Raw genomic sequence first — 20,934 nt, 5'->3', positions numbered from 1 at the left:
GTAATGCTTAGGCAAAAGGATGACTCTAGTGCTTGAGGAGGATCTTTCCTCCCCGCGCAGTAGGAACGTGCGATACCGGGCCTGTGTTCCCGCTCACCCCCGCGCCGCCCGCAGCAGCTCGGCGCGTGCCGCCGGGACGCCCACCGCCACCGTCAGCGTGCGCCCGGGGCCCGGTGCCACGTCCGCCTCGCCCGTGACGCGGGGGTGTCCCCCGCCCGGCCCGAGCCCGTAGCGCACGAGCACCGTGCCGCGCCCGCACCACAACTCGGCGAAGGGCCGCCCCTGGGGGGTGCGCACGTAGGGGCCGAGCGGGTACTCGACGGGCTCGTCGGACGGCGGGATCTCGGTGCGCAGGTCCACCAGGGGCCGCGCCGCGCCCGTCCGGCGCCCGACGAGGCCGCAGCGCCCGTCGGCCGCCACGTAGACGAGGAAGCGGTCGGCGCCGCTGCGGACCGTGGCGAGGACGCGGCGGCCGAGCACGGGCACGGGGGTGCCCGCCGCGCGCGGGAGCGCGAGGGAGGGGAACGGGGCCGCGCGGGGCGGTACCAGGGAGGGGAGCGAGGCGAGCGGCGCGGGCGAGGCGGACCCTGCCCCGTCGTCGTCCGCGTACAGCCCGGCGCGCGGCGCGCCCGCCCCCGGACCGCCGCCGCAGCCGGTGAGCGCGGGGGCGGCGAGGAGCGCGCAGAGCAGGAGTGCGGCGGTACGGGGCAAGGGGACTCCTCGGGGGACGGCGCGGCTCCCGCCGGGGGGCGCGGCGCGGGCGGGGAACCCGCCGCCCGGCGGGGGCGGGGAACCCGCAGTGTCGCCGCCGGCGCCCGCGCCCGTCGCCCTCCCGCGCCCCTTCTCACCCGAGCGGGTGAAGGCGCTCCCGGCCCCGGGTTGCCGCCCCCGGCGTGCCGCCCGAGGCTGAGCGGGAGCCGTACCGAGCGGACCCGGACGCTCACGCCGCGTGAGGAGTGGGCCCGGGTGCCGCCGGGCAATCCTGCGGCTCCCGCACCCGGGGCGCGCACGCGGACCCCGTCCGCCGCGCCCCACCGCGACGCGCGAAGGAGACCCGCAGTGGCCGACCCGATCTCCACCAACAACACCGGTATCCCGGTCGAGAGCGACCAGTACTCGCTCTCGGTCGGCCCCGACGGACCGATCCTGCTCCAGGACAACTACCTCATCGAGAAGATGGCGCAGTTCAACCGGGAGCGGATTCCCGAGCGGGTCGTGCACGCGAAGGGCAGCGGCGCCTACGGGACCTTCGAGGTCACCAACGACGTCTCGCAGTTCACCCGCGCCGACCTCTTCCAGCCCGGCCGCCGCACGAAGATGCTCGCCCGCTTCTCGACCGTCGCCGGGGAGCAGGGCTCGCCCGACACCTGGCGCGACCCGCGCGGCTTCGCGCTGAAGTTCTACACGCAGGAGGGCGTGTACGACCTCGTCGGCAACAACACGCCCATCTTCTTCATGCGCGACCCGAACAAGTTCCAGGACTTCATCCGCTCGCAGAAGCGGACGATCCCGAGCGCGCTGCGCGACAACGACATGCAGTGGGACTACTGGACGCTGTCCCCCGAGTCGGCGCACCAGGTCACCTACCTCATGGGCGACCGCGGCATCCCGAAGACGTACCGGCACATGAACGGCTACGGCTCGCACACGTACCTGTGGATCAACGGGGCCGGGCAGCGGACCTGGGTGAAGTACCACTTCCACTCGGACCAGGGCGTGGACCACCTGACCGACATGGAGGCCGCGGCGATGGCCGGGGAGGACGCCGACCACCACCGGCGCGATCTCTTCGACGCGATCGAGCGCGGCGAGGCGCCCTCGTGGACGCTGTACGTGCAGACGATCCCGTACGAGGACGCGGCCTCCTACCGGTACAACATCTTCGACGTGACGAAGACCGTGCCGCACAGCGACTACCCGCTCATCGAGGTCGGGCGGATGACGCTGCACACCAACCCCGCGGACTTCTTCACGCACATCGAGCAGGCCGCCTTCGACCCCTCGGACCTCGTCCCCGGCATCGGCCCCTCGCCGGACAAGATGCTCCAGGCGCGGCTGTTCTCCTACGCGGACACCCACCGGTACCGCGTCGGCACGAACTACACGCAGCTCCCGCCCAACCGGGCGGTCAACGAGGTGCGCTCGTACGCGAAGGACGGCGCGATGCGGCAGTTCGAGCCGAACGTGGCGCGCCCGTACGCCCCCAACTCCTACGGCGGCCCGAGCGCCGACGAGGAGCGCTGGAACCGGCCGGCCGGCTGGCTCGTGGACTCCGCCGAGATCGTCCGCTCGGCGTACACGCTCCACCAGGACGACGACGACTTCTCGCAGCCCGGCGCGCTCGTGCGGGACGTCATGGACGACGCCCAGCGCGAACGCCTCGTGGGAAACGTGAGCCGCCACCTCGACAACGGCGTCTCGGCGAAGGTCCGCGAGCGGGCCTTCGAGTACTGGCGCAACATCGACCCGGCGGTGGGCGACCGCATCGCGGCCAGCTTCGGCTGAGACGCCGAAGGCCGTAGGACCCGCCTCCGCCGCGCGCGGGGGCGGGCCCGGCGCGTGCGGGGGCGCGTAGGTGTGTGGAGAAGGCACGCACCGCTCCACTATCGTCGCTGCCCTGAAGGGTTTCACCGCAGGGGGGGTTGGGACGATGGTGAGCAAACGGCCGCCGCAAGCGACTGTCTATCCGGACGGGTTGCGGATCGGACCACCGGCGAGCGAAGCACGCGGTGGCTCGGCCAACCTCATCGACTTCTTCCTGTGCCTGGTTCTCGCGCTCCCGGTCGCCTTCGCCGGGTTCGCGGCGTACGCGTCCGCCACGCACGGCAGCGCGCGGGGCACGTGGGCGACCGTCGCCCTGCTGTGGGGATCGGCCCTGCTGGTGTCCTTCGGCAACCACGTGCTCCTCGGCCGATGGCGCGGCGGCAGCCTCGGCAAGCTCATGCTCGGCCTGCACGTGGTCCGTACCGGGGACGGCCGCCGTCCCCGCTTCTGGCATCTGGTGGGCCGCTGGCTCGCAGGGCTCCTCCTCGTCCCCTTCGGGGTTCTGCTCCTGGCCGGCGCTGCCGGCATCGACGCGCCGCTGTCCACGGGCGAGTGGCTCGGTGTCAGCCCCGTCCACCGCGAGGTCCCCGAAGGACCCGCGCTCACGCCGGAGGAGCGGGAGGCACCGGAGCGGGCGGCCGAGAGGAGGCAGTCGAAGGACGTGCACGAGTCGCGGGAGCTCACGGCGCGAAAGCGGGAGGAGAGGGCGCGGCAGCGCGAGACGGTGGCGCGGCGGGTGCGCGAGGGAGGGGACGAGCCGCTTCCGTACGGCAGACTCTTCTGGTGCGCGGTCCTCGACCTCGTTTTCACGGTCGTGGTGGGCACCCTGGTGTGGTTCGTACTCATCGTGGCGGTCCCCTCCACCCGCACCGACGACAGCGACACGGTCGCGCCGATCGCCGTCATGTGCGCGGCGTACCTCGGTTGCTCGTTCCTCAACCGGGTCCCTCTCAACCGCACCCTGCGCGGCAGCCTCGGCCGCCGCCTCCTCGGCCTCCGCACGGCCGTCACGCGGACCGGCCGCCCGCCCGGCGTCGCCCGCCTCGTCCTCCAGTGGCTCCTCGGCCTCGCGCTCTCCCCGATCAGCTTCTTCTTCATCCTCTTCGGAGCCGCCCCACTCGCGCAGCGCATTGTCGGCGTCACGGTCGTGTCCACGCGGGAACGCGTCGTGCCACAGGTCGCGGCGATCACGTGAAGGCCGATGAATAACCATGCGCACGGGGGGAGTTCAGCCATATGCCAGCCTTTCCCACAGCGGAGGGCAACAAGCCGAAGGACGCCGTGGAGGCGGCGCTGGACCCAACGCCCCCGCGGTCTGCGGCCGACGCGCTGTCCGACCCCGATGACCCGCCGGCGGCGGGAGAGAGTGGGTGGTGCCCGGAACCGGACTCGAACCGGTACGCCCCGTCAGGGGCAGCGAGGTTTAAGCTCGCCGTGTCTGCATTCCACCATCCGGGCAGGCCATGCACCCCGTTGCCGCCTCGCAGCCTATCGGGGGCGCTCCGTCCGCATGGGCGAACGAGGACCGCATCTTGTCTTATTTTATTGGTGCCTGACGCTCCGTCAGATCTTGGGGCAGGGCTTGGCCCGCCGCCGCCCCGTGCCGGGTGCGGTGGTAAATGACGGGAATTCACTGTCCTCTCCGTGAGACGCCGCGCGCGGGCCCTCGTACAAGTCTGCACACCCCGACCGCCCCGCGGTCGCGTCGGTCTAGACGGTCCGCGGGGCGGTCCTGGTTCCGGTCCGGTAGGGGAGGATTCCTGGGCAGTTGTGCCGGGGCCGGGGCGGGGTCAGTTGTGCCAGGTACGGGGGCGGGGCGGCAGCCCGGACTCGCCCGGCTCGGGGGTGCGGACCGCGAGCACCTGGTTGACGCCGATGCGGTTGCGCGCGAAGGAGAGCGCCGAGGCCGCCATGTACAGGCGCCACACCCGGGCCCGTCCCGGCGAGGTGAGCCGGACGGCCTCCTCCCAGTGCGCCTCCAGGTTGCTCACCCAGGCCCGCAGCGTCCGCTCGTAGTGCTCGCGCAGCGCCTCGACGTCCCGGACCTCGAACCCGGCCCGCTCCAGGAGCGAGACGGTCGTGCCGACCGGCGCCAGCTCGCCGTCCGGGAAGACGTACGCGTCGATGAACTCGTCGATCGTGTACGCGCTCTCGTCGCGCAGCGGGCGGCGCGCGATCTGGTGGTTGAGGAGGCGCCCGCCGGGCTTGAGCAGGGCGAAGAGGTCGTGCGCGTACTCCTCGTACCGGGCCGCGCCGACGTGCTCGGCCATGCCGATCGAGGAGATCGCGTCGAAGGGGCCGTCGCGGACGTCCCGGTAGTCCTGCACGCGGATCTCGACCTTGTCGCCCAGCCCCTCCTCGGCGGCGCGCTTGCGGGCGTACGCGGCCTGCTCGCGCGAGAGCGTGACGCCGACGACCTCGACCCCGTACTCGCGCGCCGCGTACAGCGCCATCGAGCCCCAGCCGCAGCCGACGTCCAGGAGCCGCATCCCGGGGCGCAGGCCGAGCTTCGTGGCGATGAGGTCGAGCTTGTCGCGCTGCGCCTGCTCCAGCGTCCCGTCCTCGCTCCAGTAGGCGCAGGAATAGACCATCGAGGGGCCGAGGACGAGTTCGTAGAAGGGGTTGCCGACGTCGTAGTGGTGGCTGATCGCCTTGCGGTCGGTGCCCTTGGTGTGGCGGTGACCGCGCCCGGGGCGGCGCGCCTCCTCGGGCGGCGGGGGCGGCGGCAGGCCGGGCCCGGCGAGGCGCAGCAGGGCGCGGCCCGCCCGGCGGATCTCGGGACGGCGTACGGCCTGGAGCAGCGTGCTCGGGGCGGTGTCGTCCTCGCCCCGGTCCCACACGAGCGAGGAGAGCCGGTCGAGCACCTCGTAGAGGTCCCCTTCGACCGACAGCTCCCCGGCCACCCAGCCCCGCACGAGACCGAGTTCGCCCGGCTTGAAGAGCAGCCTGCGCAGGGCCCGGCGGTGGTGGACGACGAGGACGGGGGCGCCCGGCGGGCCCGCTTCGCTGCCGTCCCAGGCCCGTACCCGGACCGGGAACGGGGCCCCGAGCAGTTCCTGGGCGAGGTCGGTGAGCCGCGACGCGGCGTCCTGCATGGCGCACACCTCCGGGGGAGTTCCGCTGGGCGCGGGGAGCGCGTCAGGGGCGCGGGCCGTGACGTCTCCCCCCTACGTAAACACCGTGCGGGTGTTCGCGCAGTCCCATGTACGACGTAAGAGAAGCGGAAAATCCGTGGTGGCGCCACGCTTTTCAGCCGCAGGCGGAACGGGGAATGCGGAAATCGGCGCCGGGGCACGCGGGAAGGCACGGGCGGCGGACGGGGCCGGGCCCCGGTTCCGGGCACGAGGAAGGGACGCCCGCCCCACGGATGGCGGACGCCCCTTCAGGTACGTCGTCACGGTGTTCCCGGCGCGCGGGCCGGTGCACCGTTACGGGGACGGTGCGGCCCCCGGAGGGACCGCACCGCGCACCCGGTGTCGCTCGTCGGCTCAGCCGGCCTTCGCGGGCTCGGCGGACTCGCCCTTGGCGGCCTCCGCCTTCGGCGCGGGGACCTCGGCGACGGGCGCGGGCTTCGGGGTCGGCTTGGCGGCCTCGTAGAACTCGCCGCGCGGGGTCTCGACGGCGCCGAGCGAGACGGCCTCGCGCTTGAGGAACATCCCGAGCGTCCAGTCGGCGAAGACGCGGATCTTGCGGTTGAACGTCGGCATCGCCATGCCGTGGTACGCGCGGTGCATGTACCAGGCGAGACGGCCCTTGAGCTTGATCTTCATCTTGCCCATGACGATCATCGCGACGCCCTTGTGGAGGCCGAGACCCGCCACCGCGCCCTTGTTGGAGTGGCTGTACTCCTTCTGCGGGAAGCCCCGCATACCCGAGACGACGTTGTCGCCGAGGACCTTCGCCTGCCGCAGCGCGTGCTGCGCGTTGGGCGGGCACCAGGCGTTCGGGTTGCCGTTCTTGCGGCCGACCATGTCCGGGACCTGGGCGTTGTCGCCCGCGGCCCAGATGTAGTTCGTGCCGGTGGCCTGGAGGTCGGCGGACACGTCCACGTGACCGCGCGGGCCGAGCGGGAGGCCGAACTTCGCGAGGGCCGGGTGGGGCTTGACGCCCGCCGTCCACACGATCGTCCCGGCCTCGACCTCAAGGCCGTTGTTGAGCTTGACGTTGCCGTCCACGCAGGAGTCCATGCCGGTCTTGAGGTAGACCTCGACGCCGCGCGACTCCAGGTGCTTCTTCCCGTACTCGCCGAGCTTGGGACCGACCTCGGGCAGGATCTTGTCCGCGACGTCCACGAGGAGGAAGCGCATGTCCTCGCGGGAGACGTTCGGGTAGTCCTTGGCCGCGTCGCGGGCCATGTCCTCCAGCTCGCCCACCGTCTCGGCACCGGCGAAGCCGCCGCCGATGAAGACGAAGGTGAGGGCCTTGCGGCGGATCGCCTCGTCGTGGGTCGAGTCGGCCTTGTCCATCTGCGCGAGGACGTGGTTCCGGAGGCCGACGGCCTCCTCGACGCCCTTGAGGCCGATGCCCTGCTCCGCGAGACCCGGGATCGGGAAGGTGCGCGAGACGGCGCCCATCGCGATGACGAGGTAGTCGAACGGCAGCTCGTACGACTCGCCCACGAGCGGGGCGATCGTGGCGACCTTGCGGTCCTGGTCGATCGAGGAGACCTTGCCGGTCAGGACCTCGGCCCTCTTCAGGACGCGTCGCAGGGGGACGACGACGTGGCGCGGCGAGATGTTGCCGGCGGCGGTTTCCGGGAGGAAGGGCTGGTAGGTCATGTACGAGCGGGGGTCCACGACCGTCACGGTCGCCTCGCCGTAGCGCATCTTCTTGAGGATGCGCTGTGCTGCGTACAGTCCTACGTACCCACCACCCACTACGAGGATTCGGGGACGCTCCGTGGTGCTCATGAGATCGAGTATCCACCCGCCCCGCACAGGTACCTCGTGCGCCCCTTCACAAGCTTCCCCCACCCCTCTGCTACACTGCGCCGCCCACGTGACGCAGGTCATGCCCATTACGGGTAACGACCGACCCGCGCGGAGCGTTCCGCACCCCTCGTGAGCAGCGCCTCGGCACCCCGGGTCGCGCCGCGCCACCGCCCGTGACCCCGCGCCGCGAGCCCCCCGGAACCCTCATCCGCGCCGAGCGCCGCCCGCTTGAGTGCCTCCTGGATCACAACGACGGGCCCCTCCTCCCCCGGGAGGGCCGATTTCCTTGTGAAGAACTTCACGAAGTTTCTGCGGCAGGGGGCGCGGGAGGGCCGGAATCCCACGTTCCGAAGGGGGTTGGGGACGCGCTCGGGGGGAGCGGAGGGGGGCGGGGAGGGCCCTCCGGGAGGGGGTGCCGTCAGGTGCGGGGCAGGACCCCCAGGAGCGAGGAGGTCAGCGAGATCCGCAGGGCCTCCTCCAGGTCCAGGTGGAGGACGCCGAGGGCGGGCTCGTCCGCGTAGGCGGCGAGGAGGCTGGGCGGCGGCGGGACGTACGCCGCGAAGGCGCCGGCGGAGATCAGGGCCGTCAGGCAGAACAGCTCGGCGCCGTCGCCGAGTTCGGGCACGTGGCGGCGGACCAGCTCGGCCATGCCCGCGAGCTTCGCGAGGGACGCGCGCTTGTGCCGCTTGACCACCTCGACGGAGACGTTGTGCTCCAGGACGCCGCCCTGCGCGCCGAAGAGGTCGCACAGCACCGTGCGGCTCGCCAGCGACCGGCCGAGGATCTCCGCCAGCCGCTCCGCCCGCGCCTCCGGCGCCGCCTGTGCCTCGATGCCCTCGGCCAGCTCGTCCGCCAGGACGGCGAGCCAGTCCCCGAGGAAGTCGTCGAGGAGTTCGAGGAGCACGGCCTCGCGCGACTCGAAGTAGCGCAGGACGTTCGACTTGGCGAGCCCCACCCGCCGGCTGAGCTCGTTGAGGCTCAGCCCGGCCACGGGCATCTCGGCGAGCATCGCCGCGGCCGTGTCCAGGATCGCCCGGCGGCGGATCTCCCGCTGCTCCTCGCTGCGCGCTCGCTGAAAAGTCACGTGGACCAGCCTAGCTTAGAGACCGCCGGTTCCTTGACAGAAGACCATCGGTCTCTTAAGTTCCGCATTTAACAGACCGACGGTTTCTTGGGAGTGCGTCATGAGCAGCGACAACTGGACCGAGCAGGACATCCCCGACCAGAGCGGGCGGGTGGCGATCGTGACCGGCGCGAACACGGGGCTGGGCTTCGAGACCGCCAGGGCGCTCGCCGCGCGCGGGGCGAAGGTGGTGCTGGCGGTACGCGACACCGGGAAGGGCGAACGGGCGGCGGTCCGCATGTCCGGCGACGTCAGCGTCCAGGCCCTCGACCTGACCTCGCTGGACTCGGTGCGCACCGCCGCGGCGGACCTGCGGGCGGCCCACCCGCGCATCGACCTCCTGATCAACAACGCGGGCGTGATGTACACCCCGAAGCGGACGACCGCCGACGGCTTCGAACTCCAGTTCGGCACCAATCATCTCGGGCACTTCGCCCTCACCGGCCTCCTCCTGGACCGGCTCCTCCCCGTCCCCGGCTCCCGCGTCGTGACGGTCAGCAGCACCGGCCACCGCATCCGGGCCGGCATCCACTTCGAGGACCTGCAATGGGAGCGGTCGTACCGCCGCACCGGCGCCTACGGCCAGTCCAAGCTGGCCAACCTGATGTTCACGTACGCGCTCCAGCGGCGGCTCGCGCGGCACGGCACGACGAGCGCGGCGGCGGCCCATCCCGGCCTGTCCAACACGGAACTGCTCCGCAACACCCCCGCCGCGCTCCGCCTCCCGGTCACCTTGCTCGTCCCCCTGCTCACCCAGAAGCCCGAGATGGGCGCCCTCCCCACCCTCCGCGCAGCCACCGACCCGGCGACGGCCGGCGGCGACTACTTCGGCCCCGGCGGCACGGGCGAACTCCGCGGCACCCCGAAACGGGTCTCGTCCAGCCCCGCCTCCCACGACGAGACCGTCCAGGAACGCCTGTGGACGGCGTCGGAAAAGCTGACGGGGGTGACGTTCCCGGTGCGGTAGGGGGCGCGGCGGCCGGGAGCGAGGCGGGCCGCGGCCCGGCGGCGGGGCGGGCGGCAGCCCGCGCGCGGGGCAACGACTCACCGGCCGCGACGCGACGCCCACCCAGGGCCCACCAGGCCCGGACCACCGACACACGGGAAAGCCTTCCGCCCGCCCCCGGTGCGGGGCGGGCGGAAGGCTCCCGGACTGGTTCAGGCCCCGAGCGTCCCGGCACCGGCCGCCGTGGCGAAGGCGGTGAGCGCGGCGGGGCTCACGACGAGGGCGGGGCCCGAGGGCCGCTTGCTGTCCCGTACGGCCACGGCCCGCGCGCCGAGCCTTCCGCACTCGACGCAGTCGGACTGCGTGCCGCTTGCCGAGGACTTCCACCACGTCACGGGAAGACGGGAGGCGTCACGAATCATGGGTGTTCCTTATCTGTGCGATGCGTACGCGACAGCACGAGAGCCGGTCCGGCCAGAAACATGGTCGCGCCCCCGTACGACACCCGCGAGGGGGCGTACGGGGGCGCGGACGGGGCGCCGCGTTACATCCGGCCCTCGGCCAAGCTCCCCACGAAAGCGCGCCAGCCCTCGTACGTGCTGTTCAGGACGGGACCGGCCGCTTCCTTGCTGTCGCGCATGGCCACCGCGCCACTGAGGTAAGCGACCTCGACGCACGCCTGGGTTCCGTTGCTGTGGCTCGACTTGAACCACACGGCCTCATGAACGTTCATAGCTCCCTGCCACTTCCGAGATCAGGCGCCGGGACGAGGGCTCGTCCAGCGCCGCGTTCCAGATGTCAGTGAATGCGCGGTCGTACCGCTGCACCTCTTTTTCCTTGTCCAGGTACAGACCTCCGGTGTACCCGTCCACGTAGACGGTAGGGGGTTCCGTGGCCGCTCCCTGTCCGTTCGCCGGGAAGCGAAGGATGTTGAACGGTCCGGTCACCACTCCGACGTTCATCCCTGCCGAAAAGGGCAGAACGCGCAAGGAGACGTTCGGCGTTTGCGACGCAAACACAAGATGCGCAAGTTCGTGGGCCATCGCCTTCGGACCACCTACCGGACGACGAAGCACCCCCTCGTTCACGACAACGCTCAGCTGAGGGGGATCAAAAGCGCGCGTCAGCAACTCCTGACGCTGCGCACGGAGGCGGACGCGGCGTTCAAGCTCCGCCTCCTCGATGCCGTGCACGTGAGTACGGAAAATCTCGCGTGCGTACGCTTCCGTCTGCAACAACCCGGGCACCAGGTCGTTTTCGTACCCGCACAGGCTCTCGGCGGCTTCCTCCAGACCCACGAAGATGTCGAAGCCCTCGGGAACAACGTCCCCGTACGCCTGCCACCACCCCCGCGCCTTCGTCTCCTTGGCGAGTTCCATCAGCGCCTTGGTCAGGTCCGGCGGAGCCCCGTACACGAAGCACATCGCCTGTACGTCGAGGCTGCGCAGCGGGGTCTGGCCCGTCTCGATGCGCCACATCTTCGCCTCGGACCACTCCAGCTCGACCGCCGCCGCGCGGACCGTCAGGTGCGCCTTGTTGCGAAGCGCCTTGAGGTTCCTGCCCAGCTGACGACGCGGGACCGTCGATCCCGTCATGCCCTCCGCCATGCGTCCCCCTGTCCGTGCCCTCAGTATGCGGGCCGTTCGTCTTTCACGATGAAAGCGGAAAGTCGCTCAGCGCGCAGCCGGAAACATCCGTTCGACACTCTTGCAGGGAGACACCGCCGTGAAGTCTTGCACGGCGCCTCATGCACCGGGCAGCGTGTGATTGCCACCGCCTGTGCGCGCGTCGACACTCCATGTCGCTTGTCGCGCACGGCACTTCCCGTTGAGAGGGCCCCGTATGGATACGGCTCGGCGTCTCGTAGAGGACGCCTCGGAACTCCTCGTACTGCCCGGCGAACCGCAGGCGGCCCGCCTCGCTCGGGAACACGTGCGCAGGGAGGCCCAATTGCTCGATCCGGGCGCCACCGACACGCACTTGGACGACGTGGTACTCGTGACCTCCGAGCTCGTGACCAACGCGATCCGCTACGGAACCGAACCCGGGGACTTCTTCGCCGTGACCGTGCGGGCCGGCGAGGCCGGTACGCGGGTCGAGGTCCGCGATCCGGTCCGGCGCCGGCCGCGCCGACGGGCCGAGTCCGAGGAACGGCAGCGCGGACGCGGGCTCTTCCTGCTCGACGCCCTGTGTCCCGGCCGGTGGGGCGCGTACGACACGCCGTTCGGCAAGGCCGTGTGGGCGGAGGTCGTGCGGTGACGCTCGTGCCGCCGCCGTTCATGTGGGGGTGCACATCGTGTCTGCTGCTGTACGCGGGGGTGCTGCGGGAGGCGCGGATCGGGGACGGGGCCGTACGGGCCCAACTCGCGCTCGCCGCGCACCTCGTGGACGACCACCCCGACGACGTACCGCCCCCGCACACCGAAGGCTGCCGCGTCTGCCCCGGCTACGCCTCCGCCGCCGAGCCCACCGAGGTGGCCCGGCTGTGGGCGGAGCACCGGGTACGGGCGTACTTCCTGCCGGAGAGGGCGGCGCGGCGGTGGTGAGGGAACAGTTCGCATACGCTCCGCGCGTGGAACAGCACGACGAACCCGCGGACGCCGAGGAGTGCCCTGCCTGCGAGGAGGCCGCCGATCGCGCGCTGGCGCGGGAGGCACGGGCCGTACTCGCCGAGGGCGGAGCGACGGTGGGGATGGCGGAGATGCTTGCGACGGTGATGGGTACCGAAAGGCCGGGGACCGCCTGGTGAGTCAGCGGCGTCGCTCGGGCGGGAGCAGCACCCGACGGGTCGCCACGGCACGTGCGTCCACGGTGGGCTTCGGAGAAACGGCGAGGGGCCGGTAGTCGCCGTACCAGTTGCGGAACTGGTAGACGGGCCCGTGTCCCTCGCCGCTGAACTCGTCGTACCGGTCACCGTCTTCGCTGCGCACGCGCGATGGCTTCCCCCGGCGGAAGCCCCCTACTCCCCCGCCACGCTCCAGGCGATTCCGTCCAGGATGTCGTGTTCGCTCACGACCAGGTGGTCCGCTCCCGTGCGGCGCATGAGGGCGCGGAGGATCAGGGTGCCCGAGGTGATCACGTCCACCCGGCCCGGGTGCATGACCGGGATCGAGGCGCGGTCGGCGTGGGTCGAGGTGAGGAATCGGGTGGTCAGGTCTTCCACGGCGGCGCGGGTCAGGGTGCTGTGGTGGATCGCCTGCGAGTCGTAGGCGGGGAGGTCCAGGGCCGTGCCGGCCAGCGTCGTCACCGTGCCCGCCAGGCCGACCAGCGTTGATGCCTCCGTGAGGGGGACCTGCGACTCCACCTCGTCCAGGGCCGCTTCGACGTCCTTCTCGATCGCCGCCACGCGGTCCGCCGGGGGCGGGTCCAGGAAGATGCCGTCGTCCGTCGTCAGGTGGCGTTCGGTCATGCGGACGCAGCCGATGTCCACCGAGCGTGAGGCGCGCGGGGCCTTCTCGCCCAGGACGAACTCCGTCGAGCCGCCGCCGATGTCCACCACCAGGTACGTGTCCGGGCCCAGCTCGCGCGTCGCGCCCGTGAAGGAGAGACGGGCCTCCTCGGCGCCCGTGATCACCTCGGGCCCGACGCCCAGGATGTCCCGTACCCCGTTCACGAAGTCCTCGCGGTTGGAGGCGTCGCGGGAGGCCGAGGTCGCGACGAAGCGGATGTTCCCGGCCGGGACGCCGTGCGCCGCGATCGCCTCCGCGTACTGGCGGCAGGCCGCGAAGGTGCGCTCCAGGGCCTCGGGGGACAGGCGGCCCGTGCGGTCCACGCCCTGGCCGAGGCGGACGATCTCCATGCGGCGGTCGAGGTCCACGAGCGAGCCGGTCGCCGGGTCCACGTCCGCGACGAGCAGGCGGATCGAGTTGGTGCCGCAGTCCACGGCCGCCACACGGGTCACTTCGCGTCCTCCTGAGCACACAGTTCCGAGCAGGGCTTCTTCCGCCACCACTCCGGCAGCATCGCGAGCGCCTCGTCCCCCAGCGGGTTGACGCCGGGGCCCGCCGCGAGCGAGTGCGCGACGAGGACGTGCAGGCACTTCACGCGGTCGGGCATCCCGCCCGCGCTCGGGAAGCCGGTCAGCTCCTCGATCGCGTCGCGGCGCTCGATGTAGTCCTCGTGCGCGGCGCGGTAGGCGGCGGCGAGCTCCGGGTCGCGGCCCAGGCGCTCGGTCATCTCCTTCATGACGCCGTTCGCCTCCAGCGTGCCGATCGCCGAGGCGGCGCGCGGGCACGTCAGGTAGTAGAGCGTCGGGAAGGGGGTGCCGTCGGGCAGGCGCGGCGCGGTCTCGACCACGTCGGGCTCCCCGCAGGGACAGCGGTGCGCGATCGACCGCAGTCCGCGCGGCGGCCGGCCGAGCTGGAGCCGGAAGACCTCGGAGTCGGCCTCGGTGGGCTCGGTGGGCGCGGTGGTCGGCGGGGGCGTGTGCATGGCGGGCTTCCGGTCGGGGGCGCTGGTCGGGTGCGTACGGCGCGCGCGGGCGTGCGGCGGTGCCGGTACGTACGCGGGTACGGGCTTCCAGTATCCCGGACCCGCCGCGCGCCCCGCCCGCCCCGTCCCGTCCGGCGGATCAGCGCAGCGCGGCCGTGCGGTCGGCCTCGTCGATGCCGCCGAGGACGTTGGCGTACCAGGGGCGGGTGGCCGCCGCGTCCTGCGGCGCGGGGCCCGCGCTCGCGGCGCCCGGGACGAGGGCGGTGTAGCCGGTCTCGCCGGGGAGGACGTAGTGCAGGCGCTCGCGGATGCGCTGGCGGGCGAAGGCCGGGTCCTGCCAGCGGGCCTTCTCGTCGCGCAGCCGCTCCACGTCCTCCTGGTGGGCGCTCAGCTCGCGCTGGAGCTCGGCGATCTCGTCGCGCTGGGCGATGTACTGCCGCATCGGGTAGGCGAGCGCGACGATGAGGGCGCAGAGCACGAGGACGAGGATCGCGGCGCGCCCGGTGAGGCGGGAGCGGCGGGCCTGGCGGCGGGACTGGGAGCGGTAGACGCGGGCCGCCGTCTGCTCGCCCAGGACGCGCAGGCGGGTCGCGGTCGAGAAGCGCTCGCCGTCGTTCTTCCGTGCCATCCCGGCTCTTCCCCTCGTACGGGTCGTGCGCACAGGCGTACGACACACACGCGTACGCCCCCGCACACGGTACGGGACCGGGTGCGGGGGCGTGCGGAGGCTCAGCCCGACAGGCTCGCCGTTACGGGCTCACCGTCGCGGGCTCGGCCCGTGGGGACGGCTCAGCCCTTGAAGCGCGGGAACGCGGAGCGGCCGGCGTAGACCGCCGCGTCGTCCAGGATCTCCTCGATGCGCAGGAGCTGGTTGTACTTGGCGACGCGCTCGGAGCGGGCCGGGGCGCCGCTCTTGATCTGGCCGCAGTTGGTGGCGACGGCGAGGTCGGCGATCGTGACGTCCTCGGTCTCGCCGGAGCGGTGGGACATCATGCACTTGAAGCCGTTGCGCTGCGCCAGCTCGACGGCGTCCAGCGTCTCGGTGAGCGAGCCGATCTGGTTGACCTTGACGAGCAGGGCGTTCGCGGACTTCTCGTCGATGCCGCGCTGGAGGCGCTCGGGGTTGGTGACGAAGAGGTCGTCGCCGACGAGCTGGACCTTGTCGCCGAGGCGCTCGGTGACGGTGGCCCAGCCGGCCCAGTCGTCCTCGAAGAGCGGGTCCTCGATGGAGACGAGCGGGTACGAGGCGACGAGGTCCTCGTAGTACTCGGTCATCTGGGCGGCGGAGCGCTCCTGGCCCTCGAAGAGGTACTTGCCGTCCTTGTAGAACTCGGAGGCGGCGCAGTCGAGCGCGAGCGCGACATCGCGCCCGGGCACGTAACCGGCCTCCTTGATCGCCTCGACGATGAGGTCGAGCGCGGCGCGGTTGGAGTCGAGGTTGGGCGCGAAGCCGCCCTCGTCGCCGAGGCCGGTGGACAGGCCGCGCTCCTTGAGCACCTTCTTGAGCGTGTGGTAGACCTCGGCGCCCCAGCGGACGGCCTCGGAGAACGACTCGGCGCCGATCGGCGCGATCATGAACTCCTGGATGTCCACGTTGGAGTCCGCGTGCGAGCCGCCGTTGAGGATGTTCATCATCGGCACGGGCAGCAGGTGCGCGTTGGGGCCGCCGAGGTAGCGGAAGAGCGGGAGGTCGCTCGCCTCGGAGGCGGCGTGCGCGACGGCGAGCGAGACGCCGAGGATGGCGTTGGCGCCGAGCGAGGACTTGTCGGGCGTGGCGTCGAGGTCGGACATCGCCTGGTCGATCAGGCGCTGCTCGGTCGCGTCGTAGCCGACGAGCTCCGGGCCGATCTGCTCGATGACGGCGAGGACGGCCTTCTCGACGCCCTTGCCCTGGTAACGGTTGGCGTCACCGTCACGCAGCTCGATGGCTTCGAAGGCACCGGTGGACGCACCGGAGGGCACGGCAGCACGGCCGGTGCTGCCGTCGTCGAGGCCGACCTCGACCTCGACCGTGGGGTTGCCTCGGGAGTCCAGGATTTCCCGGGCTACGACGACGTCGATGGACGGCACGAGCATCTCCTTCTGGGATGTGGAGCAGGTCTGCGGGGCCCCTTGCGGGGTCTTCCGCTGCATGAGCCTAACCGGCCGGGGGGCCGGGGTCGGCGGACGCCCGGGACTCGGCCGCAATCGGCGGGACAGAGCGGGCGGAGCGGGCGAATCGGGTGGGCGGAACGGGGCCGATCGGGGCATCTGAGCCGGGGGTGCGACAGGTGAGCCGCGCTGGTGAGCGGGGGTGCGCGCGGGTGAGGGGCGCCCCGGCCCGTAGGCAGCGCTCCGCGCCCCGTACCCGGCGCTCCGCGCCCCGTACGCGCCGAAAAGCCCCGCCCCGCCGCGTACGGGGGAGAACGCGGCGGGGCGGGGCGGGGCGGTCCGGCGGGGTGCCCGGGCACGGGGCCCGGCCACCCCGGGAGGGGTCAGCTGAGGTGGAGCTGCTGGCCCGGGTAGATGAGGTCGGCGTCCTTGACGATGTCCTTGTTCAGCTCGAAGAGCTTGTTCCAGCCGCCCGAGACGTGGTGCTTCTGGGCGATCTCGCTGAGGCTGTCGCCCTTGACGACCTTGTACTCGCCGTCGCCCTTGGGGACGGTGATGCCGGTGTCGGTCTTGACCGTGCCGGTCGTGGACTTCGGCGTGGTGTGCTGCTGGCGCGGGGCCTGCTGCTGCGGGGCCGCCTGGCGCTGCTGGCTGCGCGAGGCGCTCTGGTCGCCGGAGGAACGCTCCTGCGTCTGCTGGCCGCCACCGTTGGGGTTGACGCCCGGGTCGACACCGTCGTTGCTGAGGTTGCCGGCACCGGCGCAGGACCAGGCACCCGGGCCCTGCATGTCGAGGAGACGCTCGGCGGTGGCGATCTGCTGGTCCTTGGTGGCCAGGTCGGCGCGCGGGGCGTACTGGGTGCCGCCGGCGGCGGCCCAGGAGGACTGGTTGAACTGGAGGCCACCGTAGTAGCCGTTGCCCGTGTTGATGGACCAGTTGCCGCCGGACTCGCACTGGGCGACGGCGTCCCAGGTGGAGGTCGAGGCGGCGGAGGCGCTGCCGGTCGCCATCAGCGGGACGGCGATCGCGGCACCGGTGACACCGGCGAACGCGACGATTCGGGTGGTACGACGGCGACGGTGCTTGGCCTTGCCGGAAAACAGCATGGAGGATCTCCTCACCGACGCCTGCGAGGTGAGCTGTCGGGTTCGGGCCCGTGAGTTGCCCGGCCGGACGGCGGCTGCCGCCCGGCTTCACCCCTAGCCCCGGACCGGCGCCCGGTCTCCCGGGCGCCGACTGGGACGCAAACCTTGGGTCCCCCGCTCCTGCCTTCGGCGCGTGACGCGACGACTGTCCCGAAACGGGCGCCGGCAGGATTCGGCGTGACGACCGTCGGGGCCTCCCGGTGGGGAAGCGAGCACGACGTTAAGCAAGAAATCAGCGGAACTTCAAAGACGATCAGGGCGGTTGAGACTCATGTCTCACTCGACCCCTACCGGACAATAGCGGACAGATGCGGTCAACCGCTTGTCCCGTCATTGCCCTGAATCCGCACCAAGATCCAGGCTCTGACCAGGGAGAATGAGGTCGGGGTCGTCGCCGACGATCTTCTTGTTCTGCTCGTAGAGCCCGGTCCAGCCGCCGGGGACCTCGTGCTCCTCGGCGATGCTCCAGAGATTGTCCCCTTCGCGCACCTTGTACACATCCGCCTTGTCCGCGCCGTCCGCACCCTTCTGACCCGCCGCGTCCGGGGCCGCGTGACGGCCGCCGGGGGCGGAGCGGTCGGCGCCGGAGTCACGGCCGGCCCCGGAGGTGGCGGAGGTCTCGTCGGCGGGGTCCGCGCCGGGGGCGGCGGCGGAGCCGGAGGGCGCGGCGGGGCCGGCACTCCCGTCGGAGGCGTCCGAGGGGTCGGGCTTGGCGTGCCGGGCGCGGCTCTTGCCGGTGGCGTCGGCCTTGCTCCCGGTGCCGTCCTCGGCCTTGGTGCCGTCCTCGTCCGAGGGGCTCGCGGAGGCGTCGGGGGTCGGGGTGTCCGTGGCGTCGGGGGTGGACGAGGCGGAGGGGTCGGCGCTCTCCGGGGCGGAGGGGTCCGTCTTCCCGTCCTTCTTGTCCTGCCGCGCCTGGTCGGTGTCCTCGGCGCTCGGCGCGTCCTGCGGGACGGTGGTGGACGTTGTCGAGCCGTCCTCCGCGGTGAGCCCGGCGCTCAGGGCGCAGCCGGGCCAGGCGGAGGGGCCCTGCGCGGCGAGGATGCGCTGCCCCACCTGTATCTGCTGGGCGGGCGTCGCCATGTCGGCGCGGGGGGCGAGGTCGAGGCCGCCGTTGGCCTCCCACTCGTCCTCGGAGAGCTGGAGGCCGCCGTAGTAGTCGTTGCCCTTGTCGGCCGCCCAGTCACCGCCCGTCTCGCACTGCGCGAGGCGGTCCCAGGGACCCTGGTCGGCGCTCGCGGTCCCCGCGCCGAGGAGGGGGATGGCGATGGCGGAGCCGGTGACCCCTGCCGCGACGACAAGGGCCGGGGCTTGGCGGGGGCGTCGGTGGCGACCGTTCCCGGAGAGCATTCGGTGCCTTTCGCAAGCAGCTGAGGGGGTCAGCTGGTGGGACTGATGATCCGCACGTGAACGTAGCGGGATTCGAACGCCCGTCACAAGTCGATGCACCATTGATCACGCAAAGATCACATTATTGACGCGTGTTCAGTTCACGGCTGCTCATATCCCTGCCCAGAGGGGGTGAAACGGACAGGAAGGGTGCGCAGCCCGCGCATGATGAGGCCGCCGCGCCAGCGCAGTTCTCCGGGGTCGGCGTCGAGGGCGAGGTCGGGGAGGCGGGTGAGGAGGCGCGCGAGCGCGGTCTTCCCCTCCAGGCGGGCGAGCGGGGCGCCGAGGCAGTAGTGGATGCCGTGGCCGTAGCCGAGGTGCTGGTTGTCGCGGCGGGTGAGGTCGAGCGTGGCGGGGGCGGGGAAGCGGTCGGGGTCGCGGTCGGCGGCGGCGAGGACGACGAGGACGGGGTCACCGGCGCGGATGTCCCGGCCCGCGAGCGTGAAGGGCTCGGTGGCGTAGCGCCAGGTGGCGAGTTCCACCGGGCCGTCGAAGCGCAGCAGTTCCTCGATGCCGCTGCTGAGCAGGGCGTCGCCGCGGTCGGGGGCGGTGCGCAGCGCCTCCTGGAGCCCGGCCCGCTGGCCGGGGTGGCGGAGCAGGGCGAGGATGCCGTTCCCGATGAGGTTGACGGTCGTCTCGAACCCGGCGAAGAGCAGGATGAAGGCCATGGCGGCGGCCTCGTTCTCGCTCAGGTGCTCGCCGTCGTCGGCGGCCTGGATGAGGGCCGAGATGAGGTCGTCGCCGAGGTCGCGGCGCTTGCGGTGGATGAGTTCGGCGAGGTAGCCGCGCATCTTGCCGACGGCGCGCCCCACTCCCCCGCGCGGGCCCTGCCCGTGGCGGATCATCATGCCCGCCCAGTCCCGGAAGTCGTCCTGGTCCTCGCGCGGGACGCCGAGGAGGTCGCAGATCGCGTAGATGGGGAGCGGGAAGGCGAACTCGTGGAGGAGATCCGCGCTGCCGCGCGCGGCGAGGCCGTCGATGAGGTGGTCCGTCAGCTCCGTGACGCGCGGCGCGAAGGCCGCGACGCGGCGCGGCGTGAACGCCTTCGAGACGAGGCGGCGCAGCCGGGTGTGGTCCGGCGGGTCGATGTTGAGCAGGTGCGTCATCAGCTCGGCCTTGCGCTCCCCCGGGATGCCCGTCTTCCCGCGCGCGCCGGAGCCCTCCGCGTGGTGGGCCGGGTTCTTCGAGAGCCGGGGCTCCGCGAGCGCGCGCCGCGCGTCCTCGTACCGCGTCACGAGCCACGCGTCGACGCCGCTGGGCAGCCGGGTCCAGGTGACGGGCTCGTGCGCGCGCAGCCAGGCGTAGGAGGGGTACGGGTCGGCGGCGAACTCCCGGGAGAAGAGGGCCGGGGCGTGCGGGCAGGGGGCCTCGGCCGGGAGGGGGACGCGGGGGGCCTCGGCGGGGAGGGGGGCGCGGGGGTCGGGCATACCGAGACCGTAGCGAAGCTCCCGGCGGGGGCGGGTCCCCGCTCGGGCGCGGGCGTCCTCCCGGGGCCCCGCTCCTTCGTCGCCGGCGGGGCTTCCCTTCCGGGCGCCCGCTTCACGGGGTCAGGACCACCCGGCCGAAGACCGTTCCCGCGTCCATCTCCGCGTGCGCCCGGGCCGCCTCGCCCAGTGGGAGGGTCAGGTGGACGACGGGCGTGAGGTCGCCGCGCGCCGCCGCCGCGAAGTGGGCGGCCCGCACCGTGCGCAGGTCCTGCGGCGGGATCGTCGCGAGGCTCAGGGTGGAGAAGGACAGCGACTTCTGGAAGGCCGCCATCAGGTGCGTGCCGAAGTCCGCCGGTGGCTGTCCGCCGACCGCGCCGACGCTCACGAGACGGCCGTTGGGGGCGAGGAGATCGAGAAAGGCGGGGAGTCCGGGGCCCGAGACGATGTCGAGGATCACGTCGTAGGCGCCGGGCGCGGGCGCGCGGCCCGTCGTCCGCGCGGCGCCGAGGGCACGGAGGCGGGCGGCGCGGGCGGGGTCCGAGGCCGTGGCCGTGACGGTGGCCCCGGCGCGCGCGGCGAGCTGGACGGCGGCGATGCCGAACGAGCCGGAGGCGCCGCGGACGAGCACGCGGTCCCCCGCGCCGAGCCGGGCGCGCTCCAGGCCGAAGTGCGCGACGCCTCCCGCGCTGCCGAGCGTGACGGCGGCCTCGGGGCTCAGGCCGGGCGGGAGGGGCACGAGCTGCTCGGCCGGGGCGAGGACGTGTTCGGCGTAGCTCCCGCCCGCGCCGCTCGCCGCCCACACCCGGCGCCCGCGCCAGGCCGGGTCGACGCCCGGGCCCGTTTCGGCCACCGTGCCGGCCGACTCGCCGCCCGGGACGAAGCCGGGCGCGAAGCCGTACGAGGCGAGCGC

The 20,934-nt window shown here is 72.5% G+C and carries 21 protein-coding genes, 1 tRNA gene, 1 pseudogene and 1 riboswitch; of the genes and pseudogenes, 6 read left to right on the top strand and 17 right to left on the bottom strand.

Going from position 1 to position 20,934, the window contains the following annotated elements; genetic code table 11:
* Nucleotides 1-93: 93 nt before the first annotated feature.
* Nucleotides 94-711, bottom strand: a complete 618-nt coding sequence (locus SSBG_RS17685; protein ID WP_037870047.1) for a hypothetical protein — start codon at nucleotides 709-711, stop codon at nucleotides 94-96.
* A 348-nt stretch (nucleotides 712-1,059) separates the two neighbouring features.
* Here SSBG_RS17685 and SSBG_RS17680 point away from each other — a divergent pair, with 348 nt between their 5' ends.
* Together SSBG_RS17680 and SSBG_RS17675 are read left to right on the top strand one after the other, a co-directional pair.
* Complete coding sequence (locus tag SSBG_RS17680; RefSeq protein ID WP_008747455.1) at nucleotides 1,060-2,505, top strand: catalase; 1,446 nt, start codon at nucleotides 1,060-1,062, stop codon at nucleotides 2,503-2,505.
* A gap of 190 nt (nucleotides 2,506-2,695) precedes the next feature.
* Entirely contained in the window at nucleotides 2,696-3,739 is a 1,044-nt protein-coding gene (locus tag SSBG_RS17675) for an RDD family protein (protein ID WP_234010571.1), read from the top strand.
* 176 nt (nucleotides 3,740-3,915) lie between these two features.
* Here SSBG_RS17675 and SSBG_RS17670 read toward each other — a convergent pair.
* The 4 genes from SSBG_RS17670 to SSBG_RS17655 all read right to left on the bottom strand — a co-directional run bounded on the left by SSBG_RS17670 (nucleotide 3,916) and on the right by SSBG_RS17655 (nucleotide 8,559).
* Nucleotides 3,916-4,002: transfer RNA gene (locus tag SSBG_RS17670), tRNA-Leu, on the bottom strand.
* 332 nt (nucleotides 4,003-4,334) lie between these two features.
* Entirely contained in the window at nucleotides 4,335-5,639 is a 1,305-nt protein-coding gene (locus SSBG_RS17665) for an SAM-dependent methyltransferase (RefSeq protein WP_037870045.1), read from the bottom strand.
* Between the two features lie 393 nt (nucleotides 5,640-6,032).
* The gene (locus SSBG_RS17660; RefSeq protein ID WP_037871571.1) at nucleotides 6,033-7,454 is read right to left on the bottom strand and encodes an NAD(P)/FAD-dependent oxidoreductase; all 1,422 of its coding nucleotides are present in this window, start codon (nucleotides 7,452-7,454) and stop codon (nucleotides 6,033-6,035) included.
* A gap of 439 nt (nucleotides 7,455-7,893) precedes the next feature.
* Nucleotides 7,894-8,559, bottom strand: coding sequence for a TetR/AcrR family transcriptional regulator (locus SSBG_RS17655; RefSeq protein WP_008747450.1), 666 nt, complete (start codon nucleotides 8,557-8,559; stop codon nucleotides 7,894-7,896).
* Nucleotides 8,560-8,659: 100 nt separating this feature from the next.
* On the opposite strand from SSBG_RS17655, the gene SSBG_RS17650 reads away from it, so the two are divergent.
* Entirely contained in the window at nucleotides 8,660-9,565 is a 906-nt protein-coding gene (locus SSBG_RS17650) for an SDR family NAD(P)-dependent oxidoreductase (RefSeq protein WP_008747449.1), read from the top strand.
* Between the two features lie 191 nt (nucleotides 9,566-9,756).
* Here SSBG_RS17650 and SSBG_RS17645 read toward each other — a convergent pair whose 3' ends face one another.
* From SSBG_RS17645 to SSBG_RS17635, 3 genes are all read right to left on the bottom strand, one after another.
* A complete protein-coding gene (locus SSBG_RS17645; RefSeq protein ID WP_008747448.1) occupies nucleotides 9,757-9,966 on the bottom strand; it encodes a DUF397 domain-containing protein in 210 nt (69 codons plus the stop codon).
* A gap of 122 nt (nucleotides 9,967-10,088) precedes the next feature.
* Nucleotides 10,089-10,277, bottom strand: a complete 189-nt coding sequence (locus SSBG_RS17640) for a DUF397 domain-containing protein (RefSeq protein ID WP_008747447.1) — start codon at nucleotides 10,275-10,277, stop codon at nucleotides 10,089-10,091.
* Entirely contained in the window at nucleotides 10,264-11,151 is an 888-nt protein-coding gene (locus SSBG_RS17635) for a helix-turn-helix domain-containing protein (RefSeq protein WP_008747446.1), read from the bottom strand. The genes SSBG_RS17640 and SSBG_RS17635 overlap by 14 nt, the downstream gene beginning before the upstream one ends.
* A gap of 235 nt (nucleotides 11,152-11,386) precedes the next feature.
* On the opposite strand from SSBG_RS17635, the gene SSBG_RS17630 reads away from it, so the two are divergent.
* The 3 genes and pseudogenes from SSBG_RS17630 to SSBG_RS17620 form a co-directional block, all read left to right on the top strand.
* Nucleotides 11,387-11,803, top strand: a complete 417-nt coding sequence (locus SSBG_RS17630) for an ATP-binding protein (protein WP_007825906.1) — start codon at nucleotides 11,387-11,389, stop codon at nucleotides 11,801-11,803.
* The gene (locus SSBG_RS17625; protein WP_234010570.1) at nucleotides 11,800-12,090 is read left to right on the top strand and encodes a hypothetical protein; all 291 of its coding nucleotides are present in this window, start codon (nucleotides 11,800-11,802) and stop codon (nucleotides 12,088-12,090) included. The genes SSBG_RS17630 and SSBG_RS17625 overlap by 4 nt, the downstream gene beginning before the upstream one ends.
* A gap of 68 nt (nucleotides 12,091-12,158) precedes the next feature.
* Nucleotides 12,159-12,293 (top strand): annotated as a pseudogene (locus tag SSBG_RS17620) (prevent-host-death protein); the annotation flags it as partial.
* A gap of 1 nt (nucleotide 12,294) precedes the next feature.
* On the opposite strand, the gene SSBG_RS17615 reads toward SSBG_RS17620, so the two are convergent.
* The 9 genes from SSBG_RS17615 to SSBG_RS17575 all read right to left on the bottom strand — a co-directional run.
* A complete protein-coding gene (locus SSBG_RS17615) occupies nucleotides 12,295-12,474 on the bottom strand; it encodes a hypothetical protein (protein ID WP_008747443.1) in 180 nt (59 codons plus the stop codon).
* A gap of 29 nt (nucleotides 12,475-12,503) precedes the next feature.
* A complete protein-coding gene (locus tag SSBG_RS17610; protein ID WP_008747442.1) occupies nucleotides 12,504-13,445 on the bottom strand; it encodes a Ppx/GppA phosphatase family protein in 942 nt (313 codons plus the stop codon).
* Nucleotides 13,442-13,975 carry a DUF501 domain-containing protein gene (locus tag SSBG_RS17605; protein ID WP_008747441.1) on the bottom strand — a complete coding sequence of 178 codons (534 nt, stop codon included), beginning with the start codon at nucleotides 13,973-13,975 and terminating at the stop codon, nucleotides 13,442-13,444. The genes SSBG_RS17610 and SSBG_RS17605 overlap by 4 nt, the downstream gene beginning before the upstream one ends.
* A gap of 139 nt (nucleotides 13,976-14,114) precedes the next feature.
* Entirely contained in the window at nucleotides 14,115-14,603 is a 489-nt protein-coding gene (locus SSBG_RS17600) for an FtsB family cell division protein (protein ID WP_008747440.1), read from the bottom strand.
* 161 nt (nucleotides 14,604-14,764) lie between these two features.
* Nucleotides 14,765-16,051 (bottom strand): phosphopyruvate hydratase, encoded by a 1,287-nt coding sequence (gene eno, locus SSBG_RS17595; RefSeq protein ID WP_008747439.1) that lies wholly within the window; start codon nucleotides 16,049-16,051, stop codon nucleotides 14,765-14,767.
* Nucleotides 16,052-16,449: 398 nt separating this feature from the next.
* The gene (locus tag SSBG_RS17590) at nucleotides 16,450-17,172 is read right to left on the bottom strand and encodes a transglycosylase family protein (protein WP_008747438.1); all 723 of its coding nucleotides are present in this window, start codon (nucleotides 17,170-17,172) and stop codon (nucleotides 16,450-16,452) included.
* Between the two features lie 3 nt (nucleotides 17,173-17,175).
* A riboswitch (cyclic di-AMP (ydaO/yuaA leader) is annotated at nucleotides 17,176-17,353 on the bottom strand.
* Nucleotides 17,354-17,541: 188 nt separating this feature from the next.
* A complete protein-coding gene (locus SSBG_RS35455; RefSeq protein WP_008747437.1) occupies nucleotides 17,542-18,558 on the bottom strand; it encodes a transglycosylase family protein in 1,017 nt (338 codons plus the stop codon).
* Between the two features lie 140 nt (nucleotides 18,559-18,698).
* Nucleotides 18,699-20,024 (bottom strand): cytochrome P450 family protein, encoded by a 1,326-nt coding sequence (locus tag SSBG_RS17580; RefSeq protein ID WP_008747436.1) that lies wholly within the window; start codon nucleotides 20,022-20,024, stop codon nucleotides 18,699-18,701.
* Between the two features lie 112 nt (nucleotides 20,025-20,136).
* The coding region (locus tag SSBG_RS17575) for a quinone oxidoreductase family protein (RefSeq protein WP_078491339.1) at nucleotides 20,137-20,934 on the bottom strand (798 nt) is incomplete at its 5' end.

Origin of the sequence: Streptomyces sp. SPB074 (genome assembly GCF_000154905.1) — a bacterium.
GTDB lineage: Bacteria > Actinomycetota > Actinomycetes > Streptomycetales > Streptomycetaceae > Streptomyces.
This window is presented reverse-complemented; position numbering and strand designations above follow the sequence as displayed.